We start from the raw sequence: 25,953 nt of genomic DNA, 5'->3' as shown, positions 1-25,953 counted from the left end.
TTAGCTGCGACATGCTTTAGTGACAGAGTAATACCTATGACTGACCCTATCCTCGACGATATTGCTTTTCTGACCGAGCTGCGCCGTGATCTGCATGCGCATCCTGAACTCGGTTTTGAAGAAGAGCGCACCTCGGATATTGTTGCCAAACTTCTGGAAGAGGCAGGTATCACTATTCATCGCGGTCTTGGCGGTACAGGTGTGGTCGGCACTTTGCAGATCGGTAACGGCACCCGCACCATTGGCCTGCGCGCAGATATGGATGCGCTAGCGATGCCGGAAATGGCGGATCGTCCTTATAAGTCAAAATTCGCCGGTAAAATGCATGCCTGCGGCCATGACGGCCACACCACGCTTCTGCTGGGTGCAGCCCGTGCGCTTGCCAAAAGCCGTAATTTCTCCGGCACTGTGCATTTCATCTTCCAGCCTGCAGAAGAAGGTCGTGGCGGTGCCAAGCGCATGGTTGAAGAAGGACTGTTCAACCTGTTTCCGTGCGATGCGGTTTATGGCCTGCATAATATGCCGGGTCTTGATCCTGATGAAATCGCTGTGGTTGAAGGTCCTCAGCTTGCCTCTTCCGACAGCTGGCGTGTCACCTTCCGCGGCACCGGCACCCATGGTGCCAAGCCACATCTCGGCAAAGATCCGGTCACGGCAGCCGCAACTTTCATAGCCTCACTGCAAACAATTATTGGTCGCGTGGTCGACCCGCTGCAACCGGCTGTCGTCAGCGCCTGCTCTTTGCAGGCCGGTGATCCGAAGGCGCTCAATGTTATTCCGGATATTGTGGAAATCGGCGGCACAGCCCGTGCCTATACTCCGCATGTCCGTGATCAGCTTGAGCAGGAAATCGGCCGCCTCGCACAGGGTACTGCGATGATGTACGGCATTGCTGCGGAATATGATTTTATCCGCCGCATCCCGCCGGTCGTGAACAATGCCGACGCCACAGCCCGTGCACTGCGTGCCGCGCAGGATGTGTTTGGCAGCAAAGTGCGCACCAGCTTCCCGCCTTCCACTGCGGGCGATGATTTCGCCTTCTTCGCCGGTGAAGCTCCGGGTTGCTATGTCTGGCTCGGCAACGGCCCTGCTGTCGACGGTGCCCTGCACCACAATACCGCCTATGACTTCAATGATGATGCCATTGAACACGGCGTGCGTTTCTGGACACGCCTTGTCGAACAGGAATTGTCGGGAGACCATGATGCAACCGCATGAATTCTGGCAAAAACTCTATGCGCCTGAAACATTTGATGTGCAGGGCGTGCATGAGACTTTCTTTCCGGCAACGCTGGATGACGGCCGTCAGCTACAACTGCCGATCCGCCCGCTCTCGGACAAACAACATGCGCTGGCATCGCTGATCGTCAATCAGGCTGCCTTTGATGTGGTTGATGCTTTGTCCGATGATCTGGCCGCTAAACTCAAGGTCTTTGAGCCGGATGTGATTGTCGGTCTGCCGACACTGGGTCTGACCCTTGCCAGCGAAGTGGCGCGCAAACTCGGCCACAGCCGCTATGTACCTTTGGGGACTTCGCGCAAATTCTGGTATGAGGAAGAATTGTCGGTACCACTGTCTTCCATCACCACTCCGGATCAGATCAAACGGCTCTATATCGATCCGCGTATGCTGCCGCTGCTTGATGGCCGCCGTATTGCTCTGGTGGATGATGTAATTTCCAGCGGCACGTCGATTGTGGCAGCGCTCAATCTGCTGAATTCCCGTGCACTCAAGCCGGTCGTTATCGGTGCGGCAATGCTGCAAACCCAGCGCTGGCGTGCACCGCTTGAGCAACTCGGCGCAGAATTTGCCGAGATGACACGTGGCTGTTTCATCACACCGATGCTGAAGCACGGCGAAAACGGCGGCTGGATAATCGCCGCCTGACAAGACCATTTACAGGTCAGATGCATTCACAGGCTCAGTCAGCAACAACATAGCCGGGCTGTAAGTTTCAGGATCAAGACGCCTGGTCAGGATTGCCGCAATAGCAATGCTGACCATGTGCCATTTCCAGCCTGCTGCAAAACTTCCGGTCTGCTCATGCAGCACGGAAACAATCAAAGGCGGCAGAGCTGCCAGCAAAAAACCTCCGCCCTGCATGACTGCGGAGAGCGCTCCGGCCTGTAACGGGTCAGGAATATGCTCCAGAGCCACCACCAGCAGCAGTGAAAAACAGCCTCCCAGTCCCGCACCGACAAGCGCAACATAAAGAAACGGAGCGCTTGCTGGTGCAAAAGCAAAACCGGCAAATCCTGTAAACTGCATCGCAAGCGCCAACCACAGCCATGGTCTGCGATCCCTGCTGTTGCCCTGCGCCAAAGCAGGCATAATCAGCGCGGAAACAGCCTGACACAGTGCCATAACGGCAAGCAGACTACCGCTCGCCGTAACACTCCATCCCGCTTCCTGATAATAAGGCGCAAGCCAGGCTATGACGGATGAATAACCGCCATTCACCAGTCCGAATGCAATCATCAGCAACCATGTCCGCGGACGGGAGAATAATTTTGTCAGGCTTTTACCGGCCTGAACCGAGGTTGAAACGGGGAGTACCGCCCAGACCAGAACAGTTGCAAGAAGTCCCAGAATTGCAAAATAACCGAAGCCTGCCTGCCATGTTCCGGTCAGCTGCACAATAACAGGTGACAATTGCGCACCAAGCGCGCCGCCTGCCAGCAGCATAGCGGAATAAAGCCCCATAATATTGGCGAAACACTCGGGAAAACGCTGTTTGATAATTGCAGGAAAAAGCGCCTGCACCGCCGCAACGCCAAGGCCGATAATAGCTGCTGTCATCAGCAATGCAGGCCCCGTGGTTACAGTCAGCCGCATCAAAGTACCGACAGTGATACAGGTCAGCGCCGCAAGAAGAATGCCGCGCATCTCACCCGTACGTAACAATGCGGGACCGGCAAATGCCACGCAACCCATCAGCGCCATAGGTATCAGTGTCAGCAGCGCCATACCGTGATGGCTCAATCCGGTTGCGTGACTGATATCTTCTGCGAGAGGGCCGATAGCCGCAATAAAGGGCCGGAGATTAAGCGCCACAACAATAACAGCCATCAGGAAAAGATAATTTCTGCCCTCCTTCATATTCATCTTTCTCCTGATCGTTTTGCCTGCAGGCATAGTGAAACAGGCAGCCGCGCACCACGCTCATAGCGCCCTGAAAACTGCCTGCTTTACCGGTATCTTGTCTTATATGTCAGCTGATACGTGCGTAATGTTCAAAGCCGACGCTCTTCAGCGGAATTGCCTCATGCTGATAGCCGACCGGACGGATCGGGCTTTTGAGTTCACGGGACAAAAGTTTGCGCTCACGACGTTTCTCCGGATGCACAATCGGCACCGCGTCCAGCAAACGCCGCGTATAAGGATGTGCAGGTGAACTCAAGACAGCATCACGCGGACCGATCTCGATAATCTCACCCAGATACATGACCGCGATGCGATCGCTGACTTTTTCAACCACCGCCATATCATGGGAAATGAAAAGGATGGAAATGGCATATTCCTCCTGAATTTCCTCCAGCAAGTCCAGAATTTGCGCCTGAATGGACACATCCAGAGCGGAAACCGGCTCATCGGCGATAATCACCTTCGGGTTCAGAGCCAGTGCGCGGGCAATGCAGATACGCTGCCGCTGACCACCGGAAAACTGATGCGGATAGCGGTCTGCCTGTGCTTTTGTCAGCCCCACCCTGTCCAGCAATTGCAAAACCCGTGCCTGTATTTCAGCGGCAGTTCCCATACCATGAATATGCAACGGTTCCGCAACAATCTGCGCAACTGTCATACGCGGGTTCAAAGATGCATATGGATCCTGAAAAACCATCTGGATACGCTTGCGTGTTTCGCGCATATCCGAGGCATTCATGTCTCCCAGTTTACGCCCCTGCAGCCATATTTCACCGCTATTGGCCTGTATCAGTTGCATGATTGCTTTGCCGGTCGTGGATTTACCGCAACCGCTTTCGCCAACCAGTGATAAGGTTTCTTTTTCCCGCAGCTCAAAGGAGACATTTTCCACCGCGTGAACATTGGCAACAACGCGCTGAAACATACCTTGCCGCACAGAAAACCGTGTCACGAGATTGCGCACACTCAGCACAGCATCCGATGTATTCTCAACGGCAATGGCATCATTACCGCGCATTTCACCAAGTTTAGGCGCGGCATCCAGCAAACGACGGGTATATTCATGCTGCGGATTGTTGAAAACAGCGTGAACCTCCCCCCTTTCAACAATTGCTCCGTTCAGCATCACCACAACCTTGTCGGCGATCTCGGCCACGATACCCATATCATGGGTAATCAGCAGAATGGCCATACCGGTTTCCTGCTGAATAGTTTTCAGCAGAGCCAGAATTTCCGCCTGCACAGTTACATCCAGTGCAGTCGTCGGCTCATCGGCAATCAGCAAATCCGGCTTGCACAGAATGGCCATGGCAATCATCACACGCTGGCGCATACCGCCTGACAGCTCGTGGGGATATTGTTTCAACCGTCGCTCGGCTTCCGGAATACGCACCTGATTGAGTGCTTCCAATGCGAGGCGCCCTGCCTCAGCCTTGCTCACCTGCCGGTGCCGGATAACAACCTCAGCCAGTTGCGCCTCAATCGTCAGAACCGGATTGAGCGAAGTCATCGGCTCCTGAAAAATCATGGCAATCCGATCACCACGCAGCGCCTGCACCTGCTTTTCATCCATCGCGTAGAGATCAACGCTCTGCCCCGCTTTGTCATAGAGCAATGCCTGCCCGCCGGTGATTGTGCCGCCCATAAATCCAACCAGCCGCATCACCGACTTGGCCGTTACCGATTTGCCGGAGCCGGACTCACCGACCAGCGCCACGATCTCCCCGCGCCCGATGGCAAGATCTATGCCTTTCACCGCAAAGGTTGAGGCATCCATACCCTTAAACTGTACGGCAAGGTCAGAAATTTCGAGCAATTTTTCGGTCATCATAATCTCCGGCAAACAGGCTTTATGGTCTCAGCAAGCGGCGTAAGCGCGAATTTCCACGGCGCAGTCACGCCGTGCCGCATGTCCCGTTACAACCGACAATGCCGGAACACCTTCAGGATCAATCCAGTCATTCCACACTTCGCAAAAAGCGTCATATTCGCTGATATCGAACAGCCAGACCTGTACCATCAAAATGTCTTTGCGCGATGATCCGACACTCTGAAAATAGTCATCAATAATATTCAGGATTTGCAAAGACTGGTCTTTGACATCTCCCCCTTTATCCGGTGCTGTCAGACAAACCGAAGCCAGTTTGTCGGATGCTTTTCCGAGACATATTCTCGGCTGATGCCCTGCTCCGTCGATCCGGCCAAGCTCTCTCAGTTCCATAGGGTTCTCCAGTTCTTAAGGCTTGAGTTCACTCTGTGTTTCAGCTGCGATAAGCAATCACAACAGCTTCCACGAGCACATCGGAACGGTAGAGTTCTCCGCTGACGCAGGTACGTGCCGGCGGGTTGGCAGGGTCAGCCCATTCATTCCACACAGAATTCATGGCACCGAAATAGCGCATGTCTTTCAGCCAGATATGAACAACGAAAATGGATTTGTGATCGGAGCCTGCGGTTTCCAGAAGCCGGTCGATCTTCTGCAGCACTTCTCTCGTCTGCTCTTTAATATCGCCGCTTGTGTCGGTTGCATGCACACCGGACAAAAACACCATATCATTATGAACAACGGCCATGCTTTTCAGAGCGCCATCAGTCTTTGAAATTTCAATACGTTCGACCAAAGTAGTTGTTCCTTCTTTTTAGGTTGCAGAATTTTTGGATAACGAAGTTCAGATCATCTCGTGCTCAGACGAGGATCAAAATGCGTTCTGAGAACATCACCAAGCAGATTGATGGCCAGCACCGTGGTGAAGATGCAAAGGCCGGGGAAGAATGCCATCCACCACGATGTGCTGATGTAAGAGCGGGCATCCGCAAGCATTCCGCCCCATGTCGGCGTTGATGCAGGCACACCCAGCCCCAGAAAACTGAGACTTGATTCAGCAATAATCGCTGTCGCCATGGCGAAAGTACCGACAATCAGGGATGACTGGATGAGATTAGGCAGAATATGTTTCCACAGGATGTGACCGTCCCGCGCACCGAGAGACCGAGCGGCCACAACAAAATCCCGCTCGCGCAAGCTCAGCGCCTCGGCGCGTGCCAGACGGCAATAGGGAATCCAGCGTTGTGAGGCGAGCGCGATAATCAGAATGCCGAGGCTCTGACCAAGGAAAGCGACAATGGAAATCGCCAGCAGCAAGGGCGGGAAAGCCCAGACGACCTCCAGAAATTTCTGAATGACAGAGTCAATACGACCGCCGTAATAGCCGGAAACCACACCGAGTGTGACACCAACCAGACCGGAGAAAATAACCACGGCAACAGCAATAATCAGCGAAACACGCGAGCCGTAAATGATGCGGCTTAACAGATCCCGTCCGACATGATCCGTTCCGAGAAAATGCGGGCCGGTCGGTTGCGGCGGCATCAAAGCCAGCATCAGATCCTGCTTGTTCGGATCAAACGGTGCCAGCAAAGGGGCAAAGAGGCTGGCGATCAACAATAGGCTGACAACACCCAGACCAAAAACAGCTTTCGGTGTTCTGACAATCTCTGTGAGTTTTTCTGTACTGAAGCGAAAAGTCATCGGCATTACCTCAGACGGATACGCGGATCGACAATCGTGTAAATCATGTCAATCACGAGATTAATGAAAACGAAAAGCGAGGTGTAGACGAGGACAAGGCCGGTAATCAGCGGAAAATCGCGGAAGGTTATGCCCTGCAGCAGCAGATAGCCGATGCCGGGCCACGAGAAGACCGTCTCAACAATGATCGCACCGCTGATGAGTGTGCCGAATTCAAGCCCGATGATGGTGACAACGGAAATCAGAGCATTGCGGAAAGCATGGCGCCACAAAACGACACGTGCCGACATACCTTTGGCGCGGGCGGTCATGACATAATCTTCCTGCAGATTTTCCAGCACGGATGCACGGGTAATCTGCATGATGATGCCCGCCATATTGGTGCCCAATACGATAACCGGCAATGTCAGATGTCGCACTGCATCCCAAAGCGCATCCCAGCGCCCTGCAAGCAGTGCATCGATTGTCAGGAAGCCTGTAATAGCCGGAACATCCATGCCCCATGTTGCACGCCCTCCCGATGGCAGGAGATTGAACATGCCAGCGAAGAGCAGGATCAGGAGAATACCAAGCCAGAAATTTGGCAGGCTGATGCCGAAAAAACCGCCGATTGAGCCGATCGTATCGACAAAGGAATTCGGCTTGCTGGCAGCCCAGACACCAAGCGGCAGCCCCAGAATGACGGCAAGCAGTGTGGAATAAATGGCAAGCTCAATACTGGCTGGCAAACGCTGTAAAATGAGATCCATGACAGGTTCGCGATAGCGGAAGGATTCTCCCAGATCTCCCATCAGTGCATTCTTGATAAAGGTCAGATACTGAATATAGACAGGCTGATCGAGCCCCCAGGCAATACGGATATTCTGCCGGATCTCTTCAGTTACCTCATCGCTGACCAGCATATCCACAGGATCGCCGGGTGCGAGTTTTATCAGTACAAAAATCAAAAGTGTCACCATGAAGAGCACAGGAATTGTGCCCAACACGCGCTTCAGCGTATAGCCCAACATGGAAAATCCTCGGGAATTGACCGGAGCATGCCACGGCGAAGCGGAAGCAAACTTCCGGCTGCGGCATACGCAATATTAAAAAGACGGGTACATAGTCTGATCAGTGCAACCGGATCGGCCGGCTCCTGAAACCGGACAGGAATGTCCCTTATCCGGTTTCAGAAAATCCGCATCGGAAATCAGCGCAGGTGGATTTCCCAGCCGTTCACGCGGTCGGCTTTGCTCGGTTTGAAGTCGATGCTTTTGGAAACACCCCATGCCAGACGGTGCAGCCAGAGGAAACAAGCCGGAGCGTCTTCCGTGATTGTCACCATAGCTTTATTCAGCATGGAGACCCGTTTGGTGAAGTCAAATTCTTCACGCTCGGCCTGCAGCAGCTTATCGACTTCCGCATTGGAATATTTCAGACGCGGTGATGCACCGGTTTCAAAATATTGCGCCAGCGCAGGGGACGGATCCAGCATATTGCCGCGCCCCATATAATAGAATGGTGTGTCGCCGCGCTGGACATTCGTCCACAGAGTTGCCCATTCCGGTGTCTTCAGCGTTGCTTTAAAACCCGCCTCTTCCAGCATCGGAATAATCGCTTCTGTGATCTGGCGGTCTGCAATATAGCGTCCTACCGGCGTGTAAAGATCAACCGCAGCACCGGTTGCACCGGCCTCTGCCAGCAAGCTCTTTGCTTTTTCCGGATTATAATCAAACGGTGTTTTGTAATCTGCGTCATAGCCAAGCTGACCTGCGCCGACCGGTCCGTTCAGCAAGGTTGCCTGATTCCCGAGAATAGCGCGGGCAATACCCTCACGATTGATTGCATGACATACCGCTTTACGTACCCGTGCATCATCCCATGGTTTGGTCTCAGGGCTCATGGCAATGAACATAGCTTCTGCGGAATCGACCATTTCAACTGTCGCGTTCGACATCTGCTGCACGCGGTTAATGAGCTGCGGCGGAATTCCCTGCGCAATCTGCACCTCGCCATTGGCCAGCGCGGTCACACGCTGTTCCGGCTCGGTCATCATCCGGTAGAGAATACGCTTCGGATTTGTCTCACTGACCATCGGATGGCCATCCACGCGCTCAATCACAATATGGCTGCCGATGCCGACTTCCACCAATTTATACGGGCCTGCACCAATCGGATGCTGACGATCAGCCTCCTGTGCGCCGTATTTGTCATAGATGGATTTGGATGTGATCTGCATGAATGCCAGATAATTCGGCAGTGTGGAGATTTTTTGCGTTGTTGTAATCCGCATACGCAGATCATCAAGCGCTTCAACATTTTTAATATACTGGACAGAGGCCTGCGACATGCTCTGCGGGTCGTTACGCGCGCGCTCCATCGAATGGATCACATCTGCAATAACAACCGGATCGCCGTTATGACGCTTCTGATCCGGCCGCAATGTCAGAATCCAGTTCAGGTCATCTTCAGGCTCAAGACTCTCTGCCAGAAACGGAACGAATTTTGCCTGTTCAAAATCCCAGCGCGTCAGGCAACCATAAATCTGACACCAGATCGAGCCGATCAGCACAACGGAATCCGCATAAGGATTATAGCCCGTCACACCTTCGGTAATAGCAACAGTGATCTGATCAGATTTCTGAGCCTGTGCCGGTGATCCCGCGACACTGACAGCCAGTGCAGCACCCAGCAGCAGGGCCTTTTTAATTCCCTTAATCATCTTTCCCCTCCTCTTTTTATGTCATGCGTGACAAGAAGTAGTTTTTTTTAAATAAGTAAGCTATTACTTACTTTCTTGTCAATTGCCCTCATTGCAAAATGCGTAAATATACGGTCTGAAATGTCAGAGCGTCGGAGGATTACAGAATGAGTAAAGTGGATATGAACACTTCCAAAGCTGTGCGCTCGCGCAATGCACAAGCCACAAGCCAGGCTATTCTCGAATCAGCCATTGTTGAATTTTGCGAATATGGCCTGAACGGCGCCAGTACATCGCGTATCGTCGAGCGTGCAGGCTGTAATATCCGCATGCTTTACCATTATTTCCAGAACAAAGAGACACTGTATAAAGCGGCTCTGGAACAGGTTTACAACCAGCTGCGCGGCAGGGAAGCTGAGCTGAGCATACTCGACCGCGACCCGATGGATGCGATTAAAACCCTGACCGCATTTACCTTTGATTATATGCGGGACACCCCTGCCTTTATCAAACTCGTACTGGGCGAAAACCTGTTGCAGGGAGAGTTCATCCGTACCATCCCGAGCATACCGCGCTCGTCACGCCCGTTTATCCAGTCGATCCAGACACAGCTCGACCGTGGTGTTGCGGCAGGAATATTCCGCTCAGGGATCGACGCCACGCAGCTTTATATTTCCATCGTCTCTCTCAGCTTCATGTATCTTTCCAGCCAATATACGCTGTCAGTTACTTTTGGCGTCGATATATCCTCGGAGGAAAATATCCGCACACGCCGCCTTCACGTTGTTGATATGATTGAGAAATATCTGAAACTAAGCGCTGAATAGCCATATGAAACAAAAACTGCCGTCAGATCGCTAAAATCTGACGGCAGCATAAAAAGCGCAAGCCGTATTTACCAGTCCATGACAACTTTGCCGGAATTGCCGGAGCGCATGGCCTCGAAACCGTCGCGGAATTCATCAATCCTGATGCGGTGCGTAATAACCGGAGACAGATCAAGCCCGCCCTGCACAAAGGCGATCATCTTGTACCAGGTCTCAAACATCTCCCGCCCGTAGATGCCTTTCAGATTGAGCATTTTGAAAATGACCTTGTTCCAGTCGATTTCAAAACCGGCAGGGGCGATACCGAGAATAGCAATCTTGCCGCCATTATTCATCTTGTCGATCATATCGCGGAATGCAGGTGCAGCACCGGACATTTCCAGCCCGACATCAAAGCCTTCTGTCATGCCGATAGACTTCATCACATCATCAAGATTTTCTCTTGAGGCATCCACCACATAATCAATGCCGACTTTTTTGGCCAAATCCAGGCGCACCGGATTGATATCAGTGATGACAACCTTGCGCGCGCCCGCACGTTTGGCAACCATTGCCCCCATGATGCCGATCGGTCCTGCACCGGTAACCAGCACATCCTCACCAATCAGATCGAAGGACAAAGCCGTATGCACGGCATTGCCGAAAGGATCGAAAATAGCGGCGATTTCATCCGGCACTTCATCCGGAATAGCCACCACATTATATTCCGGCAGGCAGATGAACTCCCCGAAAGAACCGGCGCGGTGCACACCTACGCCCAGCGTATTACGGCACAGATGCCCGCGACCCGCGCGGCAGTTACGGCACTTGCCGCACACAATATGCCCCTCACCCGAGACACGTTCCCCGACTTTATATTTGGTCACAGCGGAGCCGATCTCTGCGATCTCGCCCATAAATTCATGGCCGACAACCATCGGCACAGGCACTGTATTTTGCGCCCACTGATCCCAGTTCCAGATATGCACATCCGTACCGCAGATTGCGGATTTTTTGACCTTAATCAGCACGTCATTCGGGCCGATCTCAGGAACAGGGACGTGCTCCATCCACAGACCCGGTTCTGCCTTTGCTTTCACCAGGGCTTTCATCATATTCGTCATTGGAGTTCCCTCAGATAATGCCTAATTCACGGCCGGTTTGTTCAAAGACCGCAATAGCTTTGCGTACATCCTGCTCCGAATGGGCTGCCGACATTTGTGTACGGATACGCGCCTGACCTTTCGGCACCACAGGGAACGAAAAGCCGGTCACATAGACGCCTTTTTCAAGCATTCGTGCGGCCATTTCCTGTGCCAATGCCGCATCGCCCAGCATCACCGGAATGATCGGGTGACCGTCACCGGCAAGTGTAAAGCCGAGCTTGGTCATTTCACGGCGGAACAGTTCTGCATTCGCAGCGAGACGGGCGCGCAGTTCCGCACCGTTTTCAATCAGATCAAAAACTTTCAGCGATGCAGCGGCAATAACCGGCGCAAGCGTGTTGGAAAACAGATAAGGCCGTGAGCGCTGACGCAGCCATTCCACGGTTTCAGCTTTGGCAGATGTATAGCCGCCGGATGCACCGCCAAGCGCCTTGCCGAGCGTGCCGGTGATAATATCAACCCGTCCTTCAACGCCGCAATATTCAGCAGAGCCACGACCATTTTTGCCGACAAAACCAACCGCATGGCTGTCATCGACCATGACCATCGCATTATATTTGTCCGCGAGATCACAAACGCCCTGCAGATTGGCAATAATCCCGTCCATCGAGAACACGCCGTCTGTGGCGATCAGTTTGAAGCGGGAGCCCTCCGCCTTCTTCAGCTCTTCTTCAAGCGCAGCCATATCATTATTGGCGTAACGGAACCGTTTTGCCTTCGACAGACGGATACCGTCAATAATCGAGGCATGGTTCAGCGCATCAGAAATAATTGCATCTTCTTCACTGAACAGCGTTTCAAAAAGCCCGCCATTCGCATCAAAACAGGAAGAATAAAGGATGGTATCTTCCATACCGAGGAATGAGGAAATCCGGTCTTCCAGCTGTTTGTGCTCTTCCTGCGTCCCGCAGATAAAACGCACCGAGGCCATGCCGTAGCCATAACGGTCGAGCGCCTGTTTCGCAGATTCTGTCAGTTCTTCATTATCCGCCAGTCCGAGATAATTATTGGCACAAAAATTCAGAACGCGATCTCCCGAGGCCACTTGGATTTCACCGGCCTGTTTGGAGGTAATAATACGCTCGGTCTTATACAGGCCGGATGTTTTCAGGCCATCCAGCTCGGAACGGAGATGTCGAAGAAAATCATGTGTCATGCTTGAAGCTCTCTCACAATTATACCGGCATCTGCCCTGCATTTTATCAGTATTTTCCGATGCAGGGCAGACAGAATGCAAATCAGTTATTGACCGGTTGCATAACCATTTTTGCAAAGTCCGGTCAGATCAGACAGGGTAAGCGCATCCATATCCAATGCGTTTAAAAGGTCGTTTTCAGCAGTAAAATCCCGTCCGTACATTGCCGAGAAGATTTTAACGCCTGCCTCATGCAATTCAGCCGGCTTACCTGCAAGGCGAGCCAGTCTGGCAGTCATCACCAGACCAAACGGCACATCTTCCGTGACATAGCGGCTGTCCGCTGTGGTCGGGCCGGAACCGCCATTGCCTGCGGCATGCATTTCCTGATTCATCTGCGAAATCGAGCTGACAGGAACATGGAATGAAAGATGGAAATGCTCGAAAATCGTCCGCACTTGCAGCCCCAGAGCAGTCGCAACATTGATGCGTTCCTGATCCAGATCTTCCAGCAGACGCCCGACATTCGGTGTTACATTCTGCCCCTGACTCCAGCTTTCACCGCGTTCCATACGGGTCATATTACCCAGTGCAATACCCATGTGGTTTTGCGGATTGAGATTGGACAAGGCAATGGCCAGCAGGCTGCCGCGATCCACGAAACGATCCCCGAACAATGTCTGGCAAAGTGCCAGCCCTTCTGCGCTGCGAGATTCCGGCACTGTCGCAAGATCAATACGTTTGCGTATAGTATTCACATTCACTTCCGTCTGGCTCAGCTGACGGCCTGAGACAACCGTTGTTCCCCACGCAATAACCGGAACGCTGATATCACGCGCAGCCAGCAGACGGGACAGATAGAGCGCACCAAAGGAGGCATGGGAGCTGATTATAACGCTCTGCTCCGCACGGATATAAGGTGCCACAGCATCCAGCACCGCCTTGTGCCCATAGGCAGGCAGAGCTACCACCAGCACATCAGAACCTTCTGCCAATGTACGCGCATCCGCAGCCACCTGCGGCCGGAATGTGCCGATCACAGCACCGGAGGCAGTCAGCGCCTCGCCTGCGGCCAGCGCCTTTGTGCGCTCACCCGATGGTGACCAGAGAATAGCTGTGTGGCCTGCCTGTTCCAGAAATGCTGCCATACCAAACGCGATTGATCCGGCGCCAATAATCCCTACCCGCATAGTTTTCTGTTCCTCACTCATAATCATTCAAATTATTCTGCGGTTGTTCCGCATTTGGTTATTTGGGTCGTAAATTGCTGCCAAAACCACCATTCACACCGGCAAAGGCAACGACCAAAAAAGCTTTGGCAGGCTGGCTGCCGATACTGGTCAGACAATGCGGTACCTCTGCCGAATAACGGGCTGTCTCGCCTGCCCTGACCACCGTTTGCGACGCTGTGTTGGAAACGTGAATTTCACCCTCAAGACAATGCAGATGTTCCATTGTTCCCGGACTATGTGCCTCACTCTCCAGTTTGCCGTTGAGATCAAAATTCAGGAGATACCATTCGATCAGTGCAATCATGCCGGCTGGCGCCAGAATCTGCAAAGTACAGGTACCGTCCGGACTGCGGATTGTCGGTGTCAGATTGCCGGGCAGCAGATGAATCTGATCTGTCCGCTCATTGGTCACGCCGCCCATCAGGCAATCCAGATTAACCCCAAGTGCCTGCGTCAGATGCCACAGCGTGCCATAGGTCGGATTGGCATTACCGCGCTCGATCTCGGAAAGAATGGAACGCGATACGCCTGCCATAACGGAGAGATCTGCCAGTGTAAGTTTTCGCTCTTTACGCAAAGCCTGCAAACGAGGCCCGATTTCCGGTGGTGTCAGCTGCTTCATTTGCTCACTCCTCAAACTATGCCGCAGACCTATTCCTCTACAGGCTCTCCCAATGTATGCATCAGTCTGTTTGCCCAGCCGAAAAGCGATGCAGACAGAATGAGATCAAGGATTTCATTCTGATCCAGCCCCGCCTCAGCCAAAGCCTGCATGTCGGTTGCGTCAGCCTGCGGCGGGCAGGCCGACAGGCGAACTGCAAAATTGAAAATTGCTTTCAGCCGCGGTTCAATATACGCATTCACACCATCACGAAAAATGGCGGCAATGGTATCCTCTTCCTTTGCCAGCTGATTATAGCGGCTTGCATGCACCGCCGCGCAATAGATACATTGGTTTACAACCGAGGCTCCCACCGCCCCGATCTCCCGCTCTGCGCGGGACATACCGCCGCGATTATACATCACGCCGTTAAACAGCGGAGACCGGTGTTTCAACGTTTCAGCATCATGCGCCAGCACCAGAAGATAGTCAGAAACCTTGGTGTTGGACGGCGTGACTTTCAACGCATCCAGCTGCTCCGGCGTTGCATCCGCCAGCACAACCGGCGTCACATAGGGTTTCCAGACCGGCACTGTTGTCGTGAATTCATGAATGGTCTTACCCATGTAAACCTCTCATCAAACGCAAACCGGCTGCAACGCGGATCTGATAGCTGACAAATGCCAGAAGCTCCGAAAGCCGTACAATATCAGCGTCATTCACACCGGCCTGACGCAGCTTTTCAATATCGGCACCCGTGGCATCTTTGGGGGAACGCGTCACAATATCCGTGTGCCGGATCAGAGCCTGCAAACGCTGATCGTCACCGCCGCTGAAGCTCAGATCAGCGATCAGAGCCGCTTCTGCAGCATTGTCCGCCTGTTCCAGCAAAGTTGTGAAATGCTGTGTCAGCGCTTCGTCCTGATTATGTCTGGCAACACGTACTGCAATAGCGGCACGCTCGGCACGGGACAGCCCGCCCGCATCAGCAGGCATTAAGGCACTGTCATGGGTTTGCTGTGTCAGCGCCAGAATATCCGCACGGCCTGCCAGTACCTCACGCAGAGGATCTGTGGCTCCGATACCGGCGGCGCTGATAAGAATATCCGCAATTTCCGTCATTATACCTCCTCCGCCTGTTGCGACTGTATCTGCTCAGCATCCGGCAAAGGTGAAGCTTTCCACTCATCGCCCTGCAGTTCCGGCGTGCTGTAATCCAGCAAGGCCAGCCAGTGCTGCTCAAAATTTTCCTGATAAAGCCGGGCTGCAATTTCACGGGAGAGAATGGCCGCGCCTTCGCTGATGCCCGGAATATCGCCGCTCAGTTTGCCAAGACTGGCCGCCGCACCGGCATTGAAACTGTAGATATTAGCCAGCCAGGGAGCCGTGCCCGCCTCTTTCTCGCGGAAAGAAAAGTCAGCGGAAAGATAAGGATGATTGCCGAGTTCTTTATTTTCTTCACCGGCCGGAGGTGTATAGCAATCGCGCCAGAGCAGGATTTTATCCGCATAGGCTTCCAGCTCTTTGCGCGCCAGCGGGTCAACGGTGAAGCCGGTGCCGAGGATCAGAAAATCCGTCACCAGCCGGCTACCGTCCTGCGTTGTGATAATGAGTTCATTACCGCTCTGCTCGACCGATTTCACACCGGCATTAAAATGAAAATACGCATTGTCATGACGGCTGACCCGCAGCGTTGAGCCGCGCGGCGCAGGGGTCTGGGTGCGCAATGAATAATTCATGATCTGCCAGCGGCGTGCATCATCCAATTTGGAAAAAGCGGCCGTAAAACCAAAGGAGCCAATACCCATCAGCTTGTTGATCTGCGGCATTTCCTTTCGGCGGATAAGATGGCGCACTTCTTTGGCACCGGCTTCCAGCGCTTCAGCGGCATTATCCACCGCAGAGGCTCCCACACCGACCACAACAATCCGTTTGGAACGCAGCGCCTGAAAATCAATCGCATCAGAAGAATGCGCCCAGAACTTCCTGTCCAGCCCCGCTACAAAATCCGGAATATTGGGATGCCCCATACCGTCACGGCCAGTCGCCATGACAATTTTGCGCGCCAGAATTGTCGCCTCTTTGGCACCGCTGCCCGCCAGTGTCAGGCGCATCAGCGGCCCTTCCGGCAGGATGGATTTTACCTCGACATTATTCTCAACCGGCAGAGACAGAACTTTCCGGTACCAGCGCAGATAGTCCATCCACATCGGGCGCGGGATTTTATCCATCTCAGCCCATGCATCATTGCCGAATTGCGCCACATACCACGAGCGGAATGTCAGCGAAGCAATACCATAGGCAGGGCCTGTCAGCTGTTTTGGCGATCGCAGTGTTTCCATACGCGCGTAAGTGAGCCACGGGCCTTCAAAACCTTCAGGACTGCGGTCAAAAATACGAATATTACGGATGCCGCCCGCCAGCAGCGAAAATCCGGCAACGAGCCCGCACATACCGCCGCCGATAATCACGACATCATGCACTTTCTCTGCACTATCAGTCGTTTCCACCCAGTTTGCAGGCGGATAGCACAGACAGGCCAGATCATCGCGGACACGATGTTCCAGCTCTTCAAGAGTGGAAGCGGCAACGTTAAGCGGTGCCTGCACGTTATATTGCATAACTCATTTCCATCCGGTTTTCTCAGATAATGATGAAATTCCGGTCACATCAAAGCGACCGGAATGATCTGCATGACCTCAGCTCGAAACAGGCAGGACTGTTGCACTTTCCGGCTTCCAGCTGACCCAGATATCATCCCCGACGGAAGAAGTGATATCTGCCGGATGGCTGAGCGCATTGAGAACGGTACCGCCGTCCACCTCAACAAAGACGGATGTATGATTGCCTTTGAACACCAGCTGACGGATGCGGCCTTTCAGACGGTTCTGGCTTTCCGGAGCTGTTTCTGTGCAGCGGATCGCTTCAGGGCGCAGAGCAATGAAATAGCCGTCCTGCGTTGAAACGCTCGCAGTGCCGCGCGGAGCCGTCAGAATATTGTCGTTCCAGTTCAGCTTCAGCATGTCATTTTCAACACCGGAAACCTGACTGCGCAGCAGATTGGTTTCACCAATAAAGTTGGCGACAAAAACACTCTTCGGCGCACGATAGAGTGTATGCGGATCACCCATCTGTTCAATGCGACCTTTGTTCATCACAATAATCTGGTCAGACATTGTAAGTGCCTCTTCCTGATCATGCGTAACAAAGACAAAGGTCTTGCCGGTTTTTTCCTGAATGGATTTCAGTTCGATCTGCATTTGCTGGCGCAGTTTTGCATCGAGTGCCGAGAGCGGTTCATCCAGCAATAGCACCTGCGGATCCGGTGCCAGCGCACGCATCAGAGCCACACGCTGACGCTGACCGCCGGAAAGTTCTGATGGCAGGCGATGTGCATAATCCTGCAACTGTACCAGCTCCAGCAACTCGGTCACCCGCTTGTGAATAAAGTGCTTGTCGCGGCCTTTAAGCTCCAGACCGAAAGCAATATTCTTAGCAACGGACATATGCGGAAACAGCGCATAATCCTGAAACACAATATTCACATCGCGCTTATTAGGCGGCAGCTTTGTCACGTCTTTGCCTGCGATGATGATGCGGCCGGATGTCGGTGTTTCAAAGCCGCCGAGCATGCGCAAGGTGGTGGATTTACCGCAACCGGAAGGCCCGAGCAATGTGATGAACTTGCCTGCTTCAATGGTCAGGTTAAGCTCTTCCACCGCAACAAAAGAACCATAGCTTTTTGTTACATTCTCAAATTTAACGATCGGTTCCATTAGCGTGTCCTCGAACGGCGGGTTTTATATTCTGCATAGAGGCCAACGGCTGCGGTCACCAAAAGGACAAGCGTTGCCATGGCGTTGATTTCAGGAGACATACCGCCCTGCACTTTGGCGAAAATCAGCATCGGGAGCGTCGGCTTGTAGCCACCCAGAAAGAAGGTGCGCACAAAGTCATCAATCGACAGCAGCACGCAAAAGATCATACCGCCCATGATTGCAGGCCAGAGATAAGGCAGTGTCACACGGAAGAAGGCCACAACGCTGTCCGCACCGAGATCACGTGCCGCATCCACCAGATTGCCCGGCATTGTGCGCAGTCTTGTCAGCACCATCACCACCACAAAAGGCACGGCATGCACTGTATGCCCCAGAATAATGGCAGCCGTGCCCGTCGGCATATCAATCGACGAGATGAAAATGCGCATCGAAATCGCCGAGATCATCCCCGGCACCACGGCAGGCAGACAGGCAAGCGCGAAAATAATTGCCTGGCCTTTAATTCCTTCCGCCACAATCAGCATGGCAATCCATGTGCCGATCGTCGTAGCCGCCAGCGTGGTCGCCGCAGCAATCAGAACGGAATAGATAACAGCTTCGAGAAATTGCTTGTCCTGCATGACCTTGACATACCAGTCAAAGGTCCATTCGCTGATCGGAAAAGCAATGAAACTGGCATCTTTAAAACTCATCGCCATCATCAGCATCAGCGGCAGCATCAGATAGATGACAAAGGCCCAATAGGTTGCTGTCAGAGCCGTGCGCGGTGCATCATGAAACAGGTTACGCATCAGATCACCCTCCGTTTACGGCCGCCGACAAGGCGCATGAAAATTCCGGCTGCGGTTAAAGCGGTTACCAGCATGATGATGGCAAAAGCCGCGCCTACCGGCCATTTATTGCTGGCGCCGTGGAAGAAGCCGCTGATGGTTTCAGGGAACATCACTGTGCCGGGCCCGCCAAGCAGCATCGGCGTGGCGAAAACACCGACTGTTGTGAGAAAGACCAGTGAGCAACCCGAAATAATGCCTTCCTTGGACAAAGGCAGAATAATTCTGCGGAACCGTGTCCACGGACCTGCACCAAGATCGGCAGCGGCATCGAGATAGGATGACGGGATTTTCTCAATCGCTGAATAAAGCGGCAGCAACATATACAGGCACACGAGATAGATCAGGCCGAATGTCAGAGAGAACGGGCCGTAAAGCATCTGGATCGGCCGGTCGATCAGACCGATTTCCCGCAGAAAAACATTGAGCGCACCACGGTTTGCCAGCAGCATAATCACCGAGAATGTGCGGATCAGCTCCCCTGCCCAGAATGGCACGAGCAGCAGCAGCAGTGCTTTGGAACGGCCTTCCGGACGCACAATTTTAGCAACATAATAGGCAACCGGATAAACCACGATCAGGGTGGCTGTAGTTGCAAAAAGTGAGAAAAAGAAGCTGCGGATCAGGGGCGTGAAGTAAATCGACTCCTGAAAGAAGATCGCATAATTATCCAGCGTATATTGCGGCTCACTGCCCGCAGGCAGCGGATATTGCGACATCAGGCTGATTTTCAGCATCTGATAAATCGGCCCGACATGCAGAAAAATGAGCCAGAGCAGAGGAAAACCTGCCAGCAGGATCACGCGTCCGTAACGCGAATTGACCGCGGCTCCCAATGTTTTCTGATACAAGCCGGAATTCATGACTTTTGCTATCCGTGTCGAATAGCGCGGCATTTCCGCTTTTTGGCTTATACCAATATCGTCCCTGATAGAGGTGTCAGACATATAGCTTTCCTGTTCAGCCCTGCGACGCATGTCGTGCTGTTTCATCAGACAGTCATTTTACGGGAAGGATGTTTGCGCCGGATCGGGCGCAAACATTCATTCAGAACGCAGAGCCGTCAGGCGGCTTTGACCTCGGCAGTTGCGCGGTCAACCAGTTCGTTTTTCATATCGCGGTTGACGGAGCTGAAGAAGATAACCCGCTCAAGCTGGTTCTGTGGCAAGGTTGCTGCCATCTTCTCACGGTCATTCAGCAGATCAGCCACACCATTGATGGTGGAACTGTAGCCGGACTGACGGGTCATCGATGCACCGACTGCCGGATCTGCCAGAACTGCATTAAGCAGCTTATAGGCATTTTCCTGATTAGGCGCATTATTGACGATGTTCAGCGTATATACGAAGCCAAATGTGCCTTCTTTCGGTGCAGAAAGCTGGATCGGATGGCCTTCCATAATCAGCTTGGCAACCGGACCTGACCAGGAATGCGCCAGATAAATATCTTCATTGATAAACATCTGCTGCACTTCGGAACCGGCATCGTAATATTTACGCACCATATCCTTGTGTTTAATCAGGAGATCGCGGGCATCATTGGTAGCCTTTTGTGCAAGCTCACGATTATCCGTATAGCTGACAAAGTCACCGTCATAGCCAAGATATTGCATGGCCAGTGTCAGAAAGTCGCTGACGATATAAGAGGTCTGCCCCTTATATTCCGGATCAAACATGATCTCCAGACTGTCCGCTTCCTTAACGTAATCAGTATTGCGTGCAAGCCCCTCATAGCCGGCCAGAATTGGCAGCCCCCAGAGCTTGTCCTCAACGCGCGCCCATTTGGCATCCTGATAGACAGAATTAAGGTTTTTCCAGTTACTGATTTTATCTGTATCAATTGCAGAAATCAGCTTGGACTGGATGAACTGGCTATAGCGGTGCCCTGCAACCGTCACGATGTCGGTTGACGGATTGGCGCCTTCTGCAGTCAGCAGGTTATATTGCTTGCCCTGATCGTCTGTCAGACGAACGCGCACTTCAATACCGGTATCCTTCTGAAACTTGTCCAGAAAGTCCTGCGGCAGAAATTTGTCATAGGTTGTAACATTCAGAACGCCGTTTTCAGCCCATGCCGGACGTGGTCTGATGATATATGGTGACGACAGCACAGCTGTCCCTGCCGCAACCAGCTTCAATGCTGACCGGCGGTTAACCAGAAGAGTCTTCCTCATTATGTTCCCCTGAAGATATTTGTTTTTTATTATCAGGCGCAGATCAGGCTCACCCACAGGATCAATTGAAAATACTTCGCCGCTTCCCTTCGGCAGAAATATCGGATCTGGTGGAAAAATGTCCGCTAAAATGGATAATTCCGATAAAGCAGAAATATGTCAAGGGCTTTATTATAAAGAAATAATTTTTAGCATTATAATCAACGACTATAAACAAAGGCCCTTAAAATGCAAAGCAAATCAAAATTGCATTTGATTTAACATCATAATTTTATTGATGAATTTTGCCAGAGAATATTTTTTCAGTCACGCCTGATTTACGCAGGAGAATTGACAATTCTGCTCTGTGCACCCCAAACTGAAAAATCTTTTATAGCGGAATTCTTCCGCAGCTTCCGCTTCTGCACAGCTCAACAATGAGACCGGATAATTCTCGCAGAGAGAATCTCCTGACCTGCATGCGCCATTTCGACGCAAATTAAACCATCTGTACAAAAATCTAACACAAACGCCCTGAGGTCGCCGATTACAGGGAAAACGGTTGCAGGCAGGCAAGTTATTGAATTGCAGTAAATTTTATGCAGCACGCCGGACAAGTACAAAAAACGGTATCATGAGTTACAAGCCTGATCCGCTGTCCGGCAGCATTCCCGCGAAAAGGGGTTGGGTTCCCGCGACCGATACTATATGAAGTCCTTACAACTTTAGATCTAACTCAATTAGGCAATGCTTCAATTGCTAATTGTCCCTGATCTTAATCACTTCGTATTAATTTATTCAGTTTATACGTTCCTGTGTCACGGCATCGGAACAAAGGTTCACACGAATGCAACTCTTCTCCGCAAAGATCCTCGCGGGTCACCGTAATCGCATGCCTTTCAAATCCACAACACTCGCTCTTACAGCCGTTCTGGCTGGCAGTCTGGCTATTGCCGGATGCAGCACTGGCTATAATGTTGCTGAAACACAGGCAACATCTGTCACCAAAGTCGGTTATGGCCTGCCTTCAAAAACCACTGCCATCGCCAAAGCAGATGATATGCAAGCCCCGCGCACGCAACGTGCACCGCGTGTTGCTGCTACCAAAACAGTGACATCTTCAAAATCAGTCAGAGTGGCTTCCGCAAATTATCTGGGACGTGCGCCTTATATCTGCACACCAAGTGGTTTCGGCAGCAAAACACGCTGCTTTAACAGAAGCTGACGGCAAACAAGATATCTGCCGCCAGCTTCATAGTCAGTTGGATGCCATAGCCGGCATCATGCGGTCCAGTTGTCTGCTCACATAATCACCCCGGCGGAATTTGGTGATTTCATCACCTTTTCTTGCCGGTGCGTGTTTGAAAATATACCAGTCACCATTCGGCTCTTTTCGTTGATAAATAACGCCGTTCTTTTCGCGGTGGCTGAAGCAGGTTGTTGCCGGAAAACTGGTACCTTTTTCATACCATGTCGCACGGAAACATAATTTTCCGGGATCGGTGATAAACCAGATCCCCTGACCGGCAGAAGCATTGCTGCCCCTGCCGGACCATGCCTTGAATTGCCGTTTTGACACGGCAAAATAACCGGCGCCGTCTTTCCACATCCATGAATTATGGCTGTAAATCCGGTAAATTTCGGAACTGCTGAGTGGCTTAGCCGTGTCTGCACCTGACGCTGTCTGAGCCGCTGCCGGAGCCGCAAGACCAGCGGAAACGCTCAAACCCAATCCGCCGGCTACCGCTATTATAAGTGTCATTGCACGAAACATTGACATAATCGCCTCCCTCACGCTCAGACAGCGTGGTTCAGTTGGTTGGTGTATTCACAACGCGCCATTCAGGCTTCCCGAAACCGTTCGCCCATGGATAAACTTCACGGTCATTGAAATAAACCACGGTTTTCAGTTCAGGAAATTCCGGATGAGCCTTGGCAACATTCTCAGCCCAGTTCCGGTCATATGCGGCATCGCCGTCATAGCCCAGCTCGGCGACCCAGATCGGTTTGCCGAAGCCTTTTACACGATCATAGCCCGGTGCCAGACGTTCAGAGAAAGTCTGATCCCCGCCCTTGGTTGCACGGTCGTATTTTTGGTAACCGAAGACGGAAAGCCCAACAATATCAACATAGTCATCGCCGGGATAAAAGGCCTGAAGCCCCTCATTGCCTTTTGGTGACCACATATATTTGGCATTTGGCAGGCTTTCTTTGCATACACGCACCATACGCTGATACGCCTTTACATATTCATCGGGCTGCCAATGCGCCCAGGTAAACTGGTTATCCGTTTCATCCATTTCCTGCGCCCAACGGATGATAACCGGACTTTTCAGTTTTGCCGCTTCTGTGCAGACCTTTGCCATATACACATCCCGCTCCCCTTTCAGAATGCTCTGCAAAAGCTGCGGTGACGAAATACGCCAGTCCGGCGACCATGACCATGGCTCGACTGAAATCAACAATGTGCGGCCGCGTTTGAGCGCGTAATCATCGGCAAGTGCCAATGACCCCAGCTCAACATCTTCCCATGGCAGAAACAGATGTTCGATTTTTGAATTCTTGTCATCACCGAAATCGCCATGCGGGTCATAAGCACCAAAACCTATAGAGGATGGTGTTATCACCGGACGTTTCGTGGACGGCTGATCCTGAGTTGCTGACATCTCGTTAGGGATACCAAGCGGAGTGCTGCTTGCGGCATGAGCAGTACCGGACAACATGACCCCGACGAATGACAATGCAATAATTTTGGATATCCTATCCATTGCCTTTCTCCTGCATTAATTTGTACCGTTCGGAGCCTGTGCAGAGAACGGTTGCTGTTTGGCATCTGCCTGTTGCGTGAACGGCTGCAGCTTTGCCAGCTGAGCGCTCACCGTGTCTTCAGCAATGAGTTTTTTGAACTCATCACTGTCTGCGGCCTTGGCATGTTTAAAAACATACCAGCTGCCGGAAGGTTCTTTTTTCTGATAAATCGTGTCTTCATAAATACGGTGGCGGAAACAGGTCTTATTGGCCTGTTTTGTCTGTACGCCATGCCATTCAGCTTTCAGACACATCAGCCCCGTATCACTCAGCACCCACCGCCCTTCAGCCCAGCGGGTATCATTCCCTGAGCCTGACCAGCCGATAAAGGTGCGGTCTTTTTCCTGCATACGGCCTGCGCCGTCCGGCCATTGCCAGGTTTTATTCCGGTAAAGCACATAGAGCTCTGCAGCGGACATTGCTCTTGCCTGTGCGGGCACTTTGACCGGTTCTGCGGCACCGGCCGGTATAACGGGCACACCCGTCATTGTCAGTGCGGCCAGCATAACACTAAATCTGCGTAAGCCTGCACCATATTTCTGAATTCTGGTCTTGTTGTTATCTCTGCTCATAGCCTGCTTCTCCCTGCTGTTCCGGCTTTTCCATCATTGCCGGTGTGAAGCCTGCCTCTTACGCCCCCTCCTGCCGTTACAGCAGACTTTGCTTCCTTCTCTGCCAGAGCGGCAGAATGTGTTTCCTTGTTATTTCGGACCGGTTTACCAATCATCGTGATACGGAATCCTGCGGCCTCTGCACTTTCCTGAGAAACTGCATTGCGCAGATCAACAAGAACGGGTGCGTTCATGAGTTTTCTCAAGCGGGTCAGATCCAGCCTGCGGATACAATCCCATTCTGTCACGATGACAACGGCATCCGCATTGCGCGCGCATTCATAAGGATCATCAATCAAAGCCACATCATCCAGCATCTGCGCGGCATTTGGCATACCCACCGGATCAAAAGCGCGGATCGTTGCCCCGAAACGCTGCAAAGTCTCGATCAGAGGAACCGACGGTGCCTCACGCATATCATCCGTATCCGGCTTGAATGTCAGACCGAGAACCGCAATGGTCAGCCCGTCCACATCGCCGCCGACAGCATCAAGCACTTTCAGCGCCATTTTGCGTTTGCGTGCTTCATTCGCCGTTACAGTTTCTTCGACAACCCGCAGGGCTACGCCGTAATCCTGAGCGGTACGCAACAGAGCCAGCGTATCTTTCGGGAAGCAGGAACCGCCATAGCCGGGACCTGCATTCAGGAAGCTGGAGCCGATGCGCCGGTCAAGACCAATACCCAGCGCCAGATCACTGATATCACTGCCTGCCAGTTCGCACAGGTCGGCCAGTTCATTCATGAAGGTAATCTTGGTCGCCAGAAATGCATTAGCGGCATATTTAATCAGCTCGGATGTGCGCCGTCTGGTAACGACAACCGGCACATCATGCGGTGTAAAAACATCGTGATAAAGCTGCATCAGCACAGTCTGTGCATGCATATCCTCAACACCGATCACCACACGGTCAGGCTTCAGAAAATCCGGGATGGCTGCGCCTTCGCGCAGGAATTCAGGATTGGAGGCGACCGAATAGCTGCCGCGTCGGCGAACCGAGCCGATAATCTTGTCAACCGCATCGCCGGTGCCGACCGGCACAGTGGACTTCACCGCGACCACTGCACCTTCCGCCAGATGCGGTGCGATTTCCTTGGCAGCCATATAGACGAATGACAGGTCCGCATCGCCGTGTCCGGCGCGCGCCGGTGTGCCGACAGCGATAAACACAATATCCGCATCTTTGACCGCTGCTGCCAGATCACAGGTGAAAGACAAACGTCCCGCCTGATGATATTTGCTGACCAGCCCGTCCAGCTCCGGTTCGTAAATCGGCAGGATGCCCTGATTAAGTCCGGCTATTTTTGCAGCGTTCTTATCGACACAGATAACGTCATTGCCCCAATGTGCAAAACAGGTGCCGCTGACGAGGCCGACATATCCGGTTCCTATCATCGTGATTTTCATGATCTGCAACGCCCTGAGGCGCCTCCCTGTTATAATTTCCTAGAGCATGTCAGTTTTGACTAAATCCGATGAA

26 protein-coding genes are annotated in these 25,953 nt (G+C 52.5%); 4 read left to right on the top strand and 22 right to left on the bottom strand.

What is annotated here, in order from left to right:
* Nucleotides 1-36: 36 nt before the first annotated feature.
* Nucleotides 37-1,218: a M20 aminoacylase family protein gene (locus A918_RS0102380; protein WP_022709504.1), complete on the top strand. Its 1,182-nt coding sequence runs from the start codon at nt 37-39 to the stop codon at nt 1,216-1,218.
* Complete coding sequence (locus A918_RS0102375) at nt 1,205-1,888, top strand: phosphoribosyltransferase (RefSeq protein ID WP_051138968.1); 684 nt, start codon at nt 1,205-1,207, stop codon at nt 1,886-1,888. Before A918_RS0102380 ends, A918_RS0102375 begins: the two co-directional genes overlap by 14 nt.
* 9 nt (nt 1,889-1,897) lie before the next feature.
* On the opposite strand, the gene A918_RS0102370 is transcribed toward A918_RS0102375, so the two are convergent.
* The 7 genes from A918_RS0102370 to A918_RS0102340 all read right to left on the bottom strand — a co-directional run bounded on the left by A918_RS0102370 (nt 1,898) and on the right by A918_RS0102340 (nt 9,375).
* Nucleotides 1,898-3,100: a cyanate transporter gene (locus A918_RS0102370; RefSeq protein WP_033315826.1), complete on the bottom strand. Its 1,203-nt coding sequence runs from the start codon at nt 3,098-3,100 to the stop codon at nt 1,898-1,900.
* Nucleotides 3,101-3,212: 112 nt separating this feature from the next.
* Nucleotides 3,213-4,973 (bottom strand): ABC transporter ATP-binding protein, encoded by a 1,761-nt coding sequence (locus A918_RS0102365; protein WP_022709501.1) that lies wholly within the window; start codon nt 4,971-4,973, stop codon nt 3,213-3,215.
* Between the two features lie 30 nt (nt 4,974-5,003).
* Nucleotides 5,004-5,366, bottom strand: coding sequence for a Rid family hydrolase (locus A918_RS0102360; RefSeq protein WP_022709500.1), 363 nt, complete (start codon nt 5,364-5,366; stop codon nt 5,004-5,006).
* A gap of 40 nt (nt 5,367-5,406) precedes the next feature.
* Entirely contained in the window at nt 5,407-5,766 is a 360-nt protein-coding gene (locus A918_RS0102355) for a RidA family protein (protein WP_022709499.1), read from the bottom strand.
* Between the two features lie 53 nt (nt 5,767-5,819).
* The gene (locus A918_RS19195; RefSeq protein ID WP_198013262.1) at nt 5,820-6,674 is read right to left on the bottom strand and encodes an ABC transporter permease; all 855 of its coding nucleotides are present in this window, start codon (nt 6,672-6,674) and stop codon (nt 5,820-5,822) included.
* A 5-nt stretch (nt 6,675-6,679) separates the two neighbouring features.
* Nucleotides 6,680-7,684, bottom strand: a complete 1,005-nt coding sequence (locus tag A918_RS0102345; RefSeq protein WP_022709497.1) for an ABC transporter permease — start codon at nt 7,682-7,684, stop codon at nt 6,680-6,682.
* Between the two features lie 179 nt (nt 7,685-7,863).
* Nucleotides 7,864-9,375, bottom strand: a complete 1,512-nt coding sequence (locus A918_RS0102340) for an ABC transporter substrate-binding protein (protein ID WP_022709496.1) — start codon at nt 9,373-9,375, stop codon at nt 7,864-7,866.
* 146 nt (nt 9,376-9,521) lie between these two features.
* Between A918_RS0102340 and A918_RS0102335 the strand changes: the two genes are divergently transcribed.
* Nucleotides 9,522-10,181, top strand: coding sequence for a TetR family transcriptional regulator (locus A918_RS0102335; RefSeq protein WP_022709495.1), 660 nt, complete (start codon nt 9,522-9,524; stop codon nt 10,179-10,181).
* A gap of 68 nt (nt 10,182-10,249) precedes the next feature.
* On the opposite strand, the gene tdh is transcribed toward A918_RS0102335, so the two are convergent.
* From tdh to A918_RS0102280, 11 genes are all read right to left on the bottom strand, one after another.
* Nucleotides 10,250-11,284: an L-threonine 3-dehydrogenase gene (gene tdh / locus A918_RS0102330; protein ID WP_022709494.1), complete on the bottom strand. Its 1,035-nt coding sequence runs from the start codon at nt 11,282-11,284 to the stop codon at nt 10,250-10,252.
* Between the two features lie 10 nt (nt 11,285-11,294).
* Nucleotides 11,295-12,482: a glycine C-acetyltransferase gene (locus A918_RS0102325; protein WP_022709493.1), complete on the bottom strand. Its 1,188-nt coding sequence runs from the start codon at nt 12,480-12,482 to the stop codon at nt 11,295-11,297.
* Nucleotides 12,483-12,568: 86 nt separating this feature from the next.
* On the bottom strand, nt 12,569-13,651 hold the full coding sequence (locus tag A918_RS0102320; protein ID WP_198013263.1) for an NAD/NADP octopine/nopaline dehydrogenase family protein: 1,083 nt from the start codon (nt 13,649-13,651) through the stop codon (nt 12,569-12,571).
* 58 nt (nt 13,652-13,709) lie between these two features.
* Nucleotides 13,710-14,315 carry a helix-turn-helix domain-containing protein gene (locus A918_RS19190; protein ID WP_022709491.1) on the bottom strand — a complete coding sequence of 202 codons (606 nt, stop codon included), beginning with the start codon at nt 14,313-14,315 and terminating at the stop codon, nt 13,710-13,712.
* Between the two features lie 29 nt (nt 14,316-14,344).
* Nucleotides 14,345-14,920 carry a peroxidase-related enzyme gene (locus tag A918_RS0102310; RefSeq protein WP_022709490.1) on the bottom strand — a complete coding sequence of 192 codons (576 nt, stop codon included), beginning with the start codon at nt 14,918-14,920 and terminating at the stop codon, nt 14,345-14,347.
* Nucleotides 14,913-15,416, bottom strand: coding sequence for a CMD domain-containing protein (locus A918_RS0102305; protein WP_022709489.1), 504 nt, complete (start codon nt 15,414-15,416; stop codon nt 14,913-14,915). The genes A918_RS0102310 and A918_RS0102305 overlap by 8 nt, the downstream gene beginning before the upstream one ends.
* A complete protein-coding gene (locus tag A918_RS0102300; protein WP_022709488.1) occupies nt 15,416-16,915 on the bottom strand; it encodes an NAD(P)-binding domain-containing protein in 1,500 nt (499 codons plus the stop codon). Before A918_RS0102300 ends, A918_RS0102305 begins: the two co-directional genes overlap by 1 nt.
* 78 nt (nt 16,916-16,993) lie before the next feature.
* Entirely contained in the window at nt 16,994-18,070 is a 1,077-nt protein-coding gene (locus A918_RS0102295) for an ABC transporter ATP-binding protein (RefSeq protein ID WP_022709487.1), read from the bottom strand.
* The gene (locus A918_RS0102290) at nt 18,070-18,864 is read right to left on the bottom strand and encodes an ABC transporter permease (protein ID WP_022709486.1); all 795 of its coding nucleotides are present in this window, start codon (nt 18,862-18,864) and stop codon (nt 18,070-18,072) included. Before A918_RS0102290 ends, A918_RS0102295 begins: the two co-directional genes overlap by 1 nt.
* Complete coding sequence (locus A918_RS0102285) at nt 18,864-19,850, bottom strand: ABC transporter permease (protein WP_033315823.1); 987 nt, start codon at nt 19,848-19,850, stop codon at nt 18,864-18,866. The genes A918_RS0102290 and A918_RS0102285 overlap by 1 nt, the downstream gene beginning before the upstream one ends.
* 116 nt (nt 19,851-19,966) lie before the next feature.
* A complete protein-coding gene (locus tag A918_RS0102280; RefSeq protein WP_022709484.1) occupies nt 19,967-21,076 on the bottom strand; it encodes an extracellular solute-binding protein in 1,110 nt (369 codons plus the stop codon).
* Nucleotides 21,077-21,902: 826 nt separating this feature from the next.
* Here A918_RS0102280 and A918_RS19185 point away from each other — a divergent pair.
* Nucleotides 21,903-22,280: a hypothetical protein gene (locus A918_RS19185; RefSeq protein ID WP_022709483.1), complete on the top strand. Its 378-nt coding sequence runs from the start codon at nt 21,903-21,905 to the stop codon at nt 22,278-22,280.
* Between the two features lie 33 nt (nt 22,281-22,313).
* Here the strand turns inward: A918_RS19185 and A918_RS0102270 are convergent, their stop codons facing one another.
* From A918_RS0102270 to A918_RS19175, 4 genes are read right to left on the bottom strand one after another with little or no spacing between them, the layout of a single operon-like run.
* Complete coding sequence (locus A918_RS0102270; protein ID WP_022709482.1) at nt 22,314-22,835, bottom strand: DUF995 domain-containing protein; 522 nt, start codon at nt 22,833-22,835, stop codon at nt 22,314-22,316.
* 31 nt (nt 22,836-22,866) lie between these two features.
* Nucleotides 22,867-23,823: a glycoside hydrolase family 26 protein gene (locus A918_RS0102265; protein ID WP_022709481.1), complete on the bottom strand. Its 957-nt coding sequence runs from the start codon at nt 23,821-23,823 to the stop codon at nt 22,867-22,869.
* 15 nt (nt 23,824-23,838) lie between these two features.
* Nucleotides 23,839-24,435, bottom strand: a complete 597-nt coding sequence (locus A918_RS19180) for a DUF995 domain-containing protein (protein WP_151158548.1) — start codon at nt 24,433-24,435, stop codon at nt 23,839-23,841.
* On the bottom strand, nt 24,432-25,880 hold the full coding sequence (locus tag A918_RS19175) for a UDP-glucose/GDP-mannose dehydrogenase family protein (protein ID WP_022709480.1): 1,449 nt from the start codon (nt 25,878-25,880) through the stop codon (nt 24,432-24,434). Before A918_RS19175 ends, A918_RS19180 begins: the two co-directional genes overlap by 4 nt.
* Between the last annotated feature and the right edge of the window lie 73 nt (nt 25,881-25,953).

The sequence above is a fragment of the Pseudochrobactrum sp. AO18b genome, from assembly GCF_000409565.1.
In the GTDB taxonomy this organism is placed as follows: domain Bacteria; phylum Pseudomonadota; class Alphaproteobacteria; order Rhizobiales; family Rhizobiaceae; genus Pseudochrobactrum; species Pseudochrobactrum saccharolyticum.
The sequence above is the reverse complement of the archived record's forward strand: the minus strand, read 5'-3'. Positions and strand labels throughout refer to the sequence as shown.

What these genes read in the sequence shown, in the direction of transcription:
- A918_RS0102380 (WP_022709504.1), top strand. Translation starts at nt 37, where the DNA reads ATGACTGACCCTATCCTCGACGATATTGCTTTTCTGACCGAGCTGCGC.
- A918_RS0102375 (WP_051138968.1), top strand. Translation starts at nt 1,205, where the DNA reads ATGCAACCGCATGAATTCTGGCAAAAACTCTATGCGCCTGAAACATTT.
- A918_RS0102370 (WP_033315826.1), bottom strand. Translation starts at nt 3,100, where the DNA reads ATGAAGGAGGGCAGAAATTATCTTTTCCTGATGGCTGTTATTGTTGTG.
- A918_RS0102365 (WP_022709501.1), bottom strand. Translation starts at nt 4,973, where the DNA reads ATGACCGAAAAATTGCTCGAAATTTCTGACCTTGCCGTACAGTTTAAG.
- A918_RS0102360 (WP_022709500.1), bottom strand. Translation starts at nt 5,366, where the DNA reads ATGGAACTGAGAGAGCTTGGCCGGATCGACGGAGCAGGGCATCAGCCG.
- A918_RS19195 (WP_198013262.1), bottom strand. Translation starts at nt 6,674, where the DNA reads ATGACTTTTCGCTTCAGTACAGAAAAACTCACAGAGATTGTCAGAACA.
- A918_RS0102345 (WP_022709497.1), bottom strand. Translation starts at nt 7,684, where the DNA reads ATGTTGGGCTATACGCTGAAGCGCGTGTTGGGCACAATTCCTGTGCTC.
- A918_RS0102340 (WP_022709496.1), bottom strand. Translation starts at nt 9,375, where the DNA reads ATGATTAAGGGAATTAAAAAGGCCCTGCTGCTGGGTGCTGCACTGGCT.
- A918_RS0102335 (WP_022709495.1), top strand. Translation starts at nt 9,522, where the DNA reads ATGAGTAAAGTGGATATGAACACTTCCAAAGCTGTGCGCTCGCGCAAT.
- tdh (WP_022709494.1), bottom strand. Translation starts at nt 11,284, where the DNA reads ATGACGAATATGATGAAAGCCCTGGTGAAAGCAAAGGCAGAACCGGGT.
- A918_RS0102325 (WP_022709493.1), bottom strand. Translation starts at nt 12,482, where the DNA reads ATGACACATGATTTTCTTCGACATCTCCGTTCCGAGCTGGATGGCCTG.
- A918_RS0102320 (WP_198013263.1), bottom strand. Translation starts at nt 13,651, where the DNA reads ATGCGGGTAGGGATTATTGGCGCCGGATCAATCGCGTTTGGTATGGCA.
- A918_RS19190 (WP_022709491.1), bottom strand. Translation starts at nt 14,315, where the DNA reads ATGAAGCAGCTGACACCACCGGAAATCGGGCCTCGTTTGCAGGCTTTG.
- A918_RS0102310 (WP_022709490.1), bottom strand. Translation starts at nt 14,920, where the DNA reads ATGGGTAAGACCATTCATGAATTCACGACAACAGTGCCGGTCTGGAAA.
- A918_RS0102305 (WP_022709489.1), bottom strand. Translation starts at nt 15,416, where the DNA reads ATGACGGAAATTGCGGATATTCTTATCAGCGCCGCCGGTATCGGAGCC.
- A918_RS0102300 (WP_022709488.1), bottom strand. Translation starts at nt 16,915, where the DNA reads ATGCAATATAACGTGCAGGCACCGCTTAACGTTGCCGCTTCCACTCTT.
- A918_RS0102295 (WP_022709487.1), bottom strand. Translation starts at nt 18,070, where the DNA reads ATGGAACCGATCGTTAAATTTGAGAATGTAACAAAAAGCTATGGTTCT.
- A918_RS0102290 (WP_022709486.1), bottom strand. Translation starts at nt 18,864, where the DNA reads ATGCGTAACCTGTTTCATGATGCACCGCGCACGGCTCTGACAGCAACC.
- A918_RS0102285 (WP_033315823.1), bottom strand. Translation starts at nt 19,850, where the DNA reads ATGTCTGACACCTCTATCAGGGACGATATTGGTATAAGCCAAAAAGCG.
- A918_RS0102280 (WP_022709484.1), bottom strand. Translation starts at nt 21,076, where the DNA reads ATGAGGAAGACTCTTCTGGTTAACCGCCGGTCAGCATTGAAGCTGGTT.
- A918_RS19185 (WP_022709483.1), top strand. Translation starts at nt 21,903, where the DNA reads ATGCAACTCTTCTCCGCAAAGATCCTCGCGGGTCACCGTAATCGCATG.
- A918_RS0102270 (WP_022709482.1), bottom strand. Translation starts at nt 22,835, where the DNA reads ATGTCAATGTTTCGTGCAATGACACTTATAATAGCGGTAGCCGGCGGA.
- A918_RS0102265 (WP_022709481.1), bottom strand. Translation starts at nt 23,823, where the DNA reads ATGGATAGGATATCCAAAATTATTGCATTGTCATTCGTCGGGGTCATG.
- A918_RS19180 (WP_151158548.1), bottom strand. Translation starts at nt 24,435, where the DNA reads ATGAGCAGAGATAACAACAAGACCAGAATTCAGAAATATGGTGCAGGC.
- A918_RS19175 (WP_022709480.1), bottom strand. Translation starts at nt 25,880, where the DNA reads ATGAAAATCACGATGATAGGAACCGGATATGTCGGCCTCGTCAGCGGC.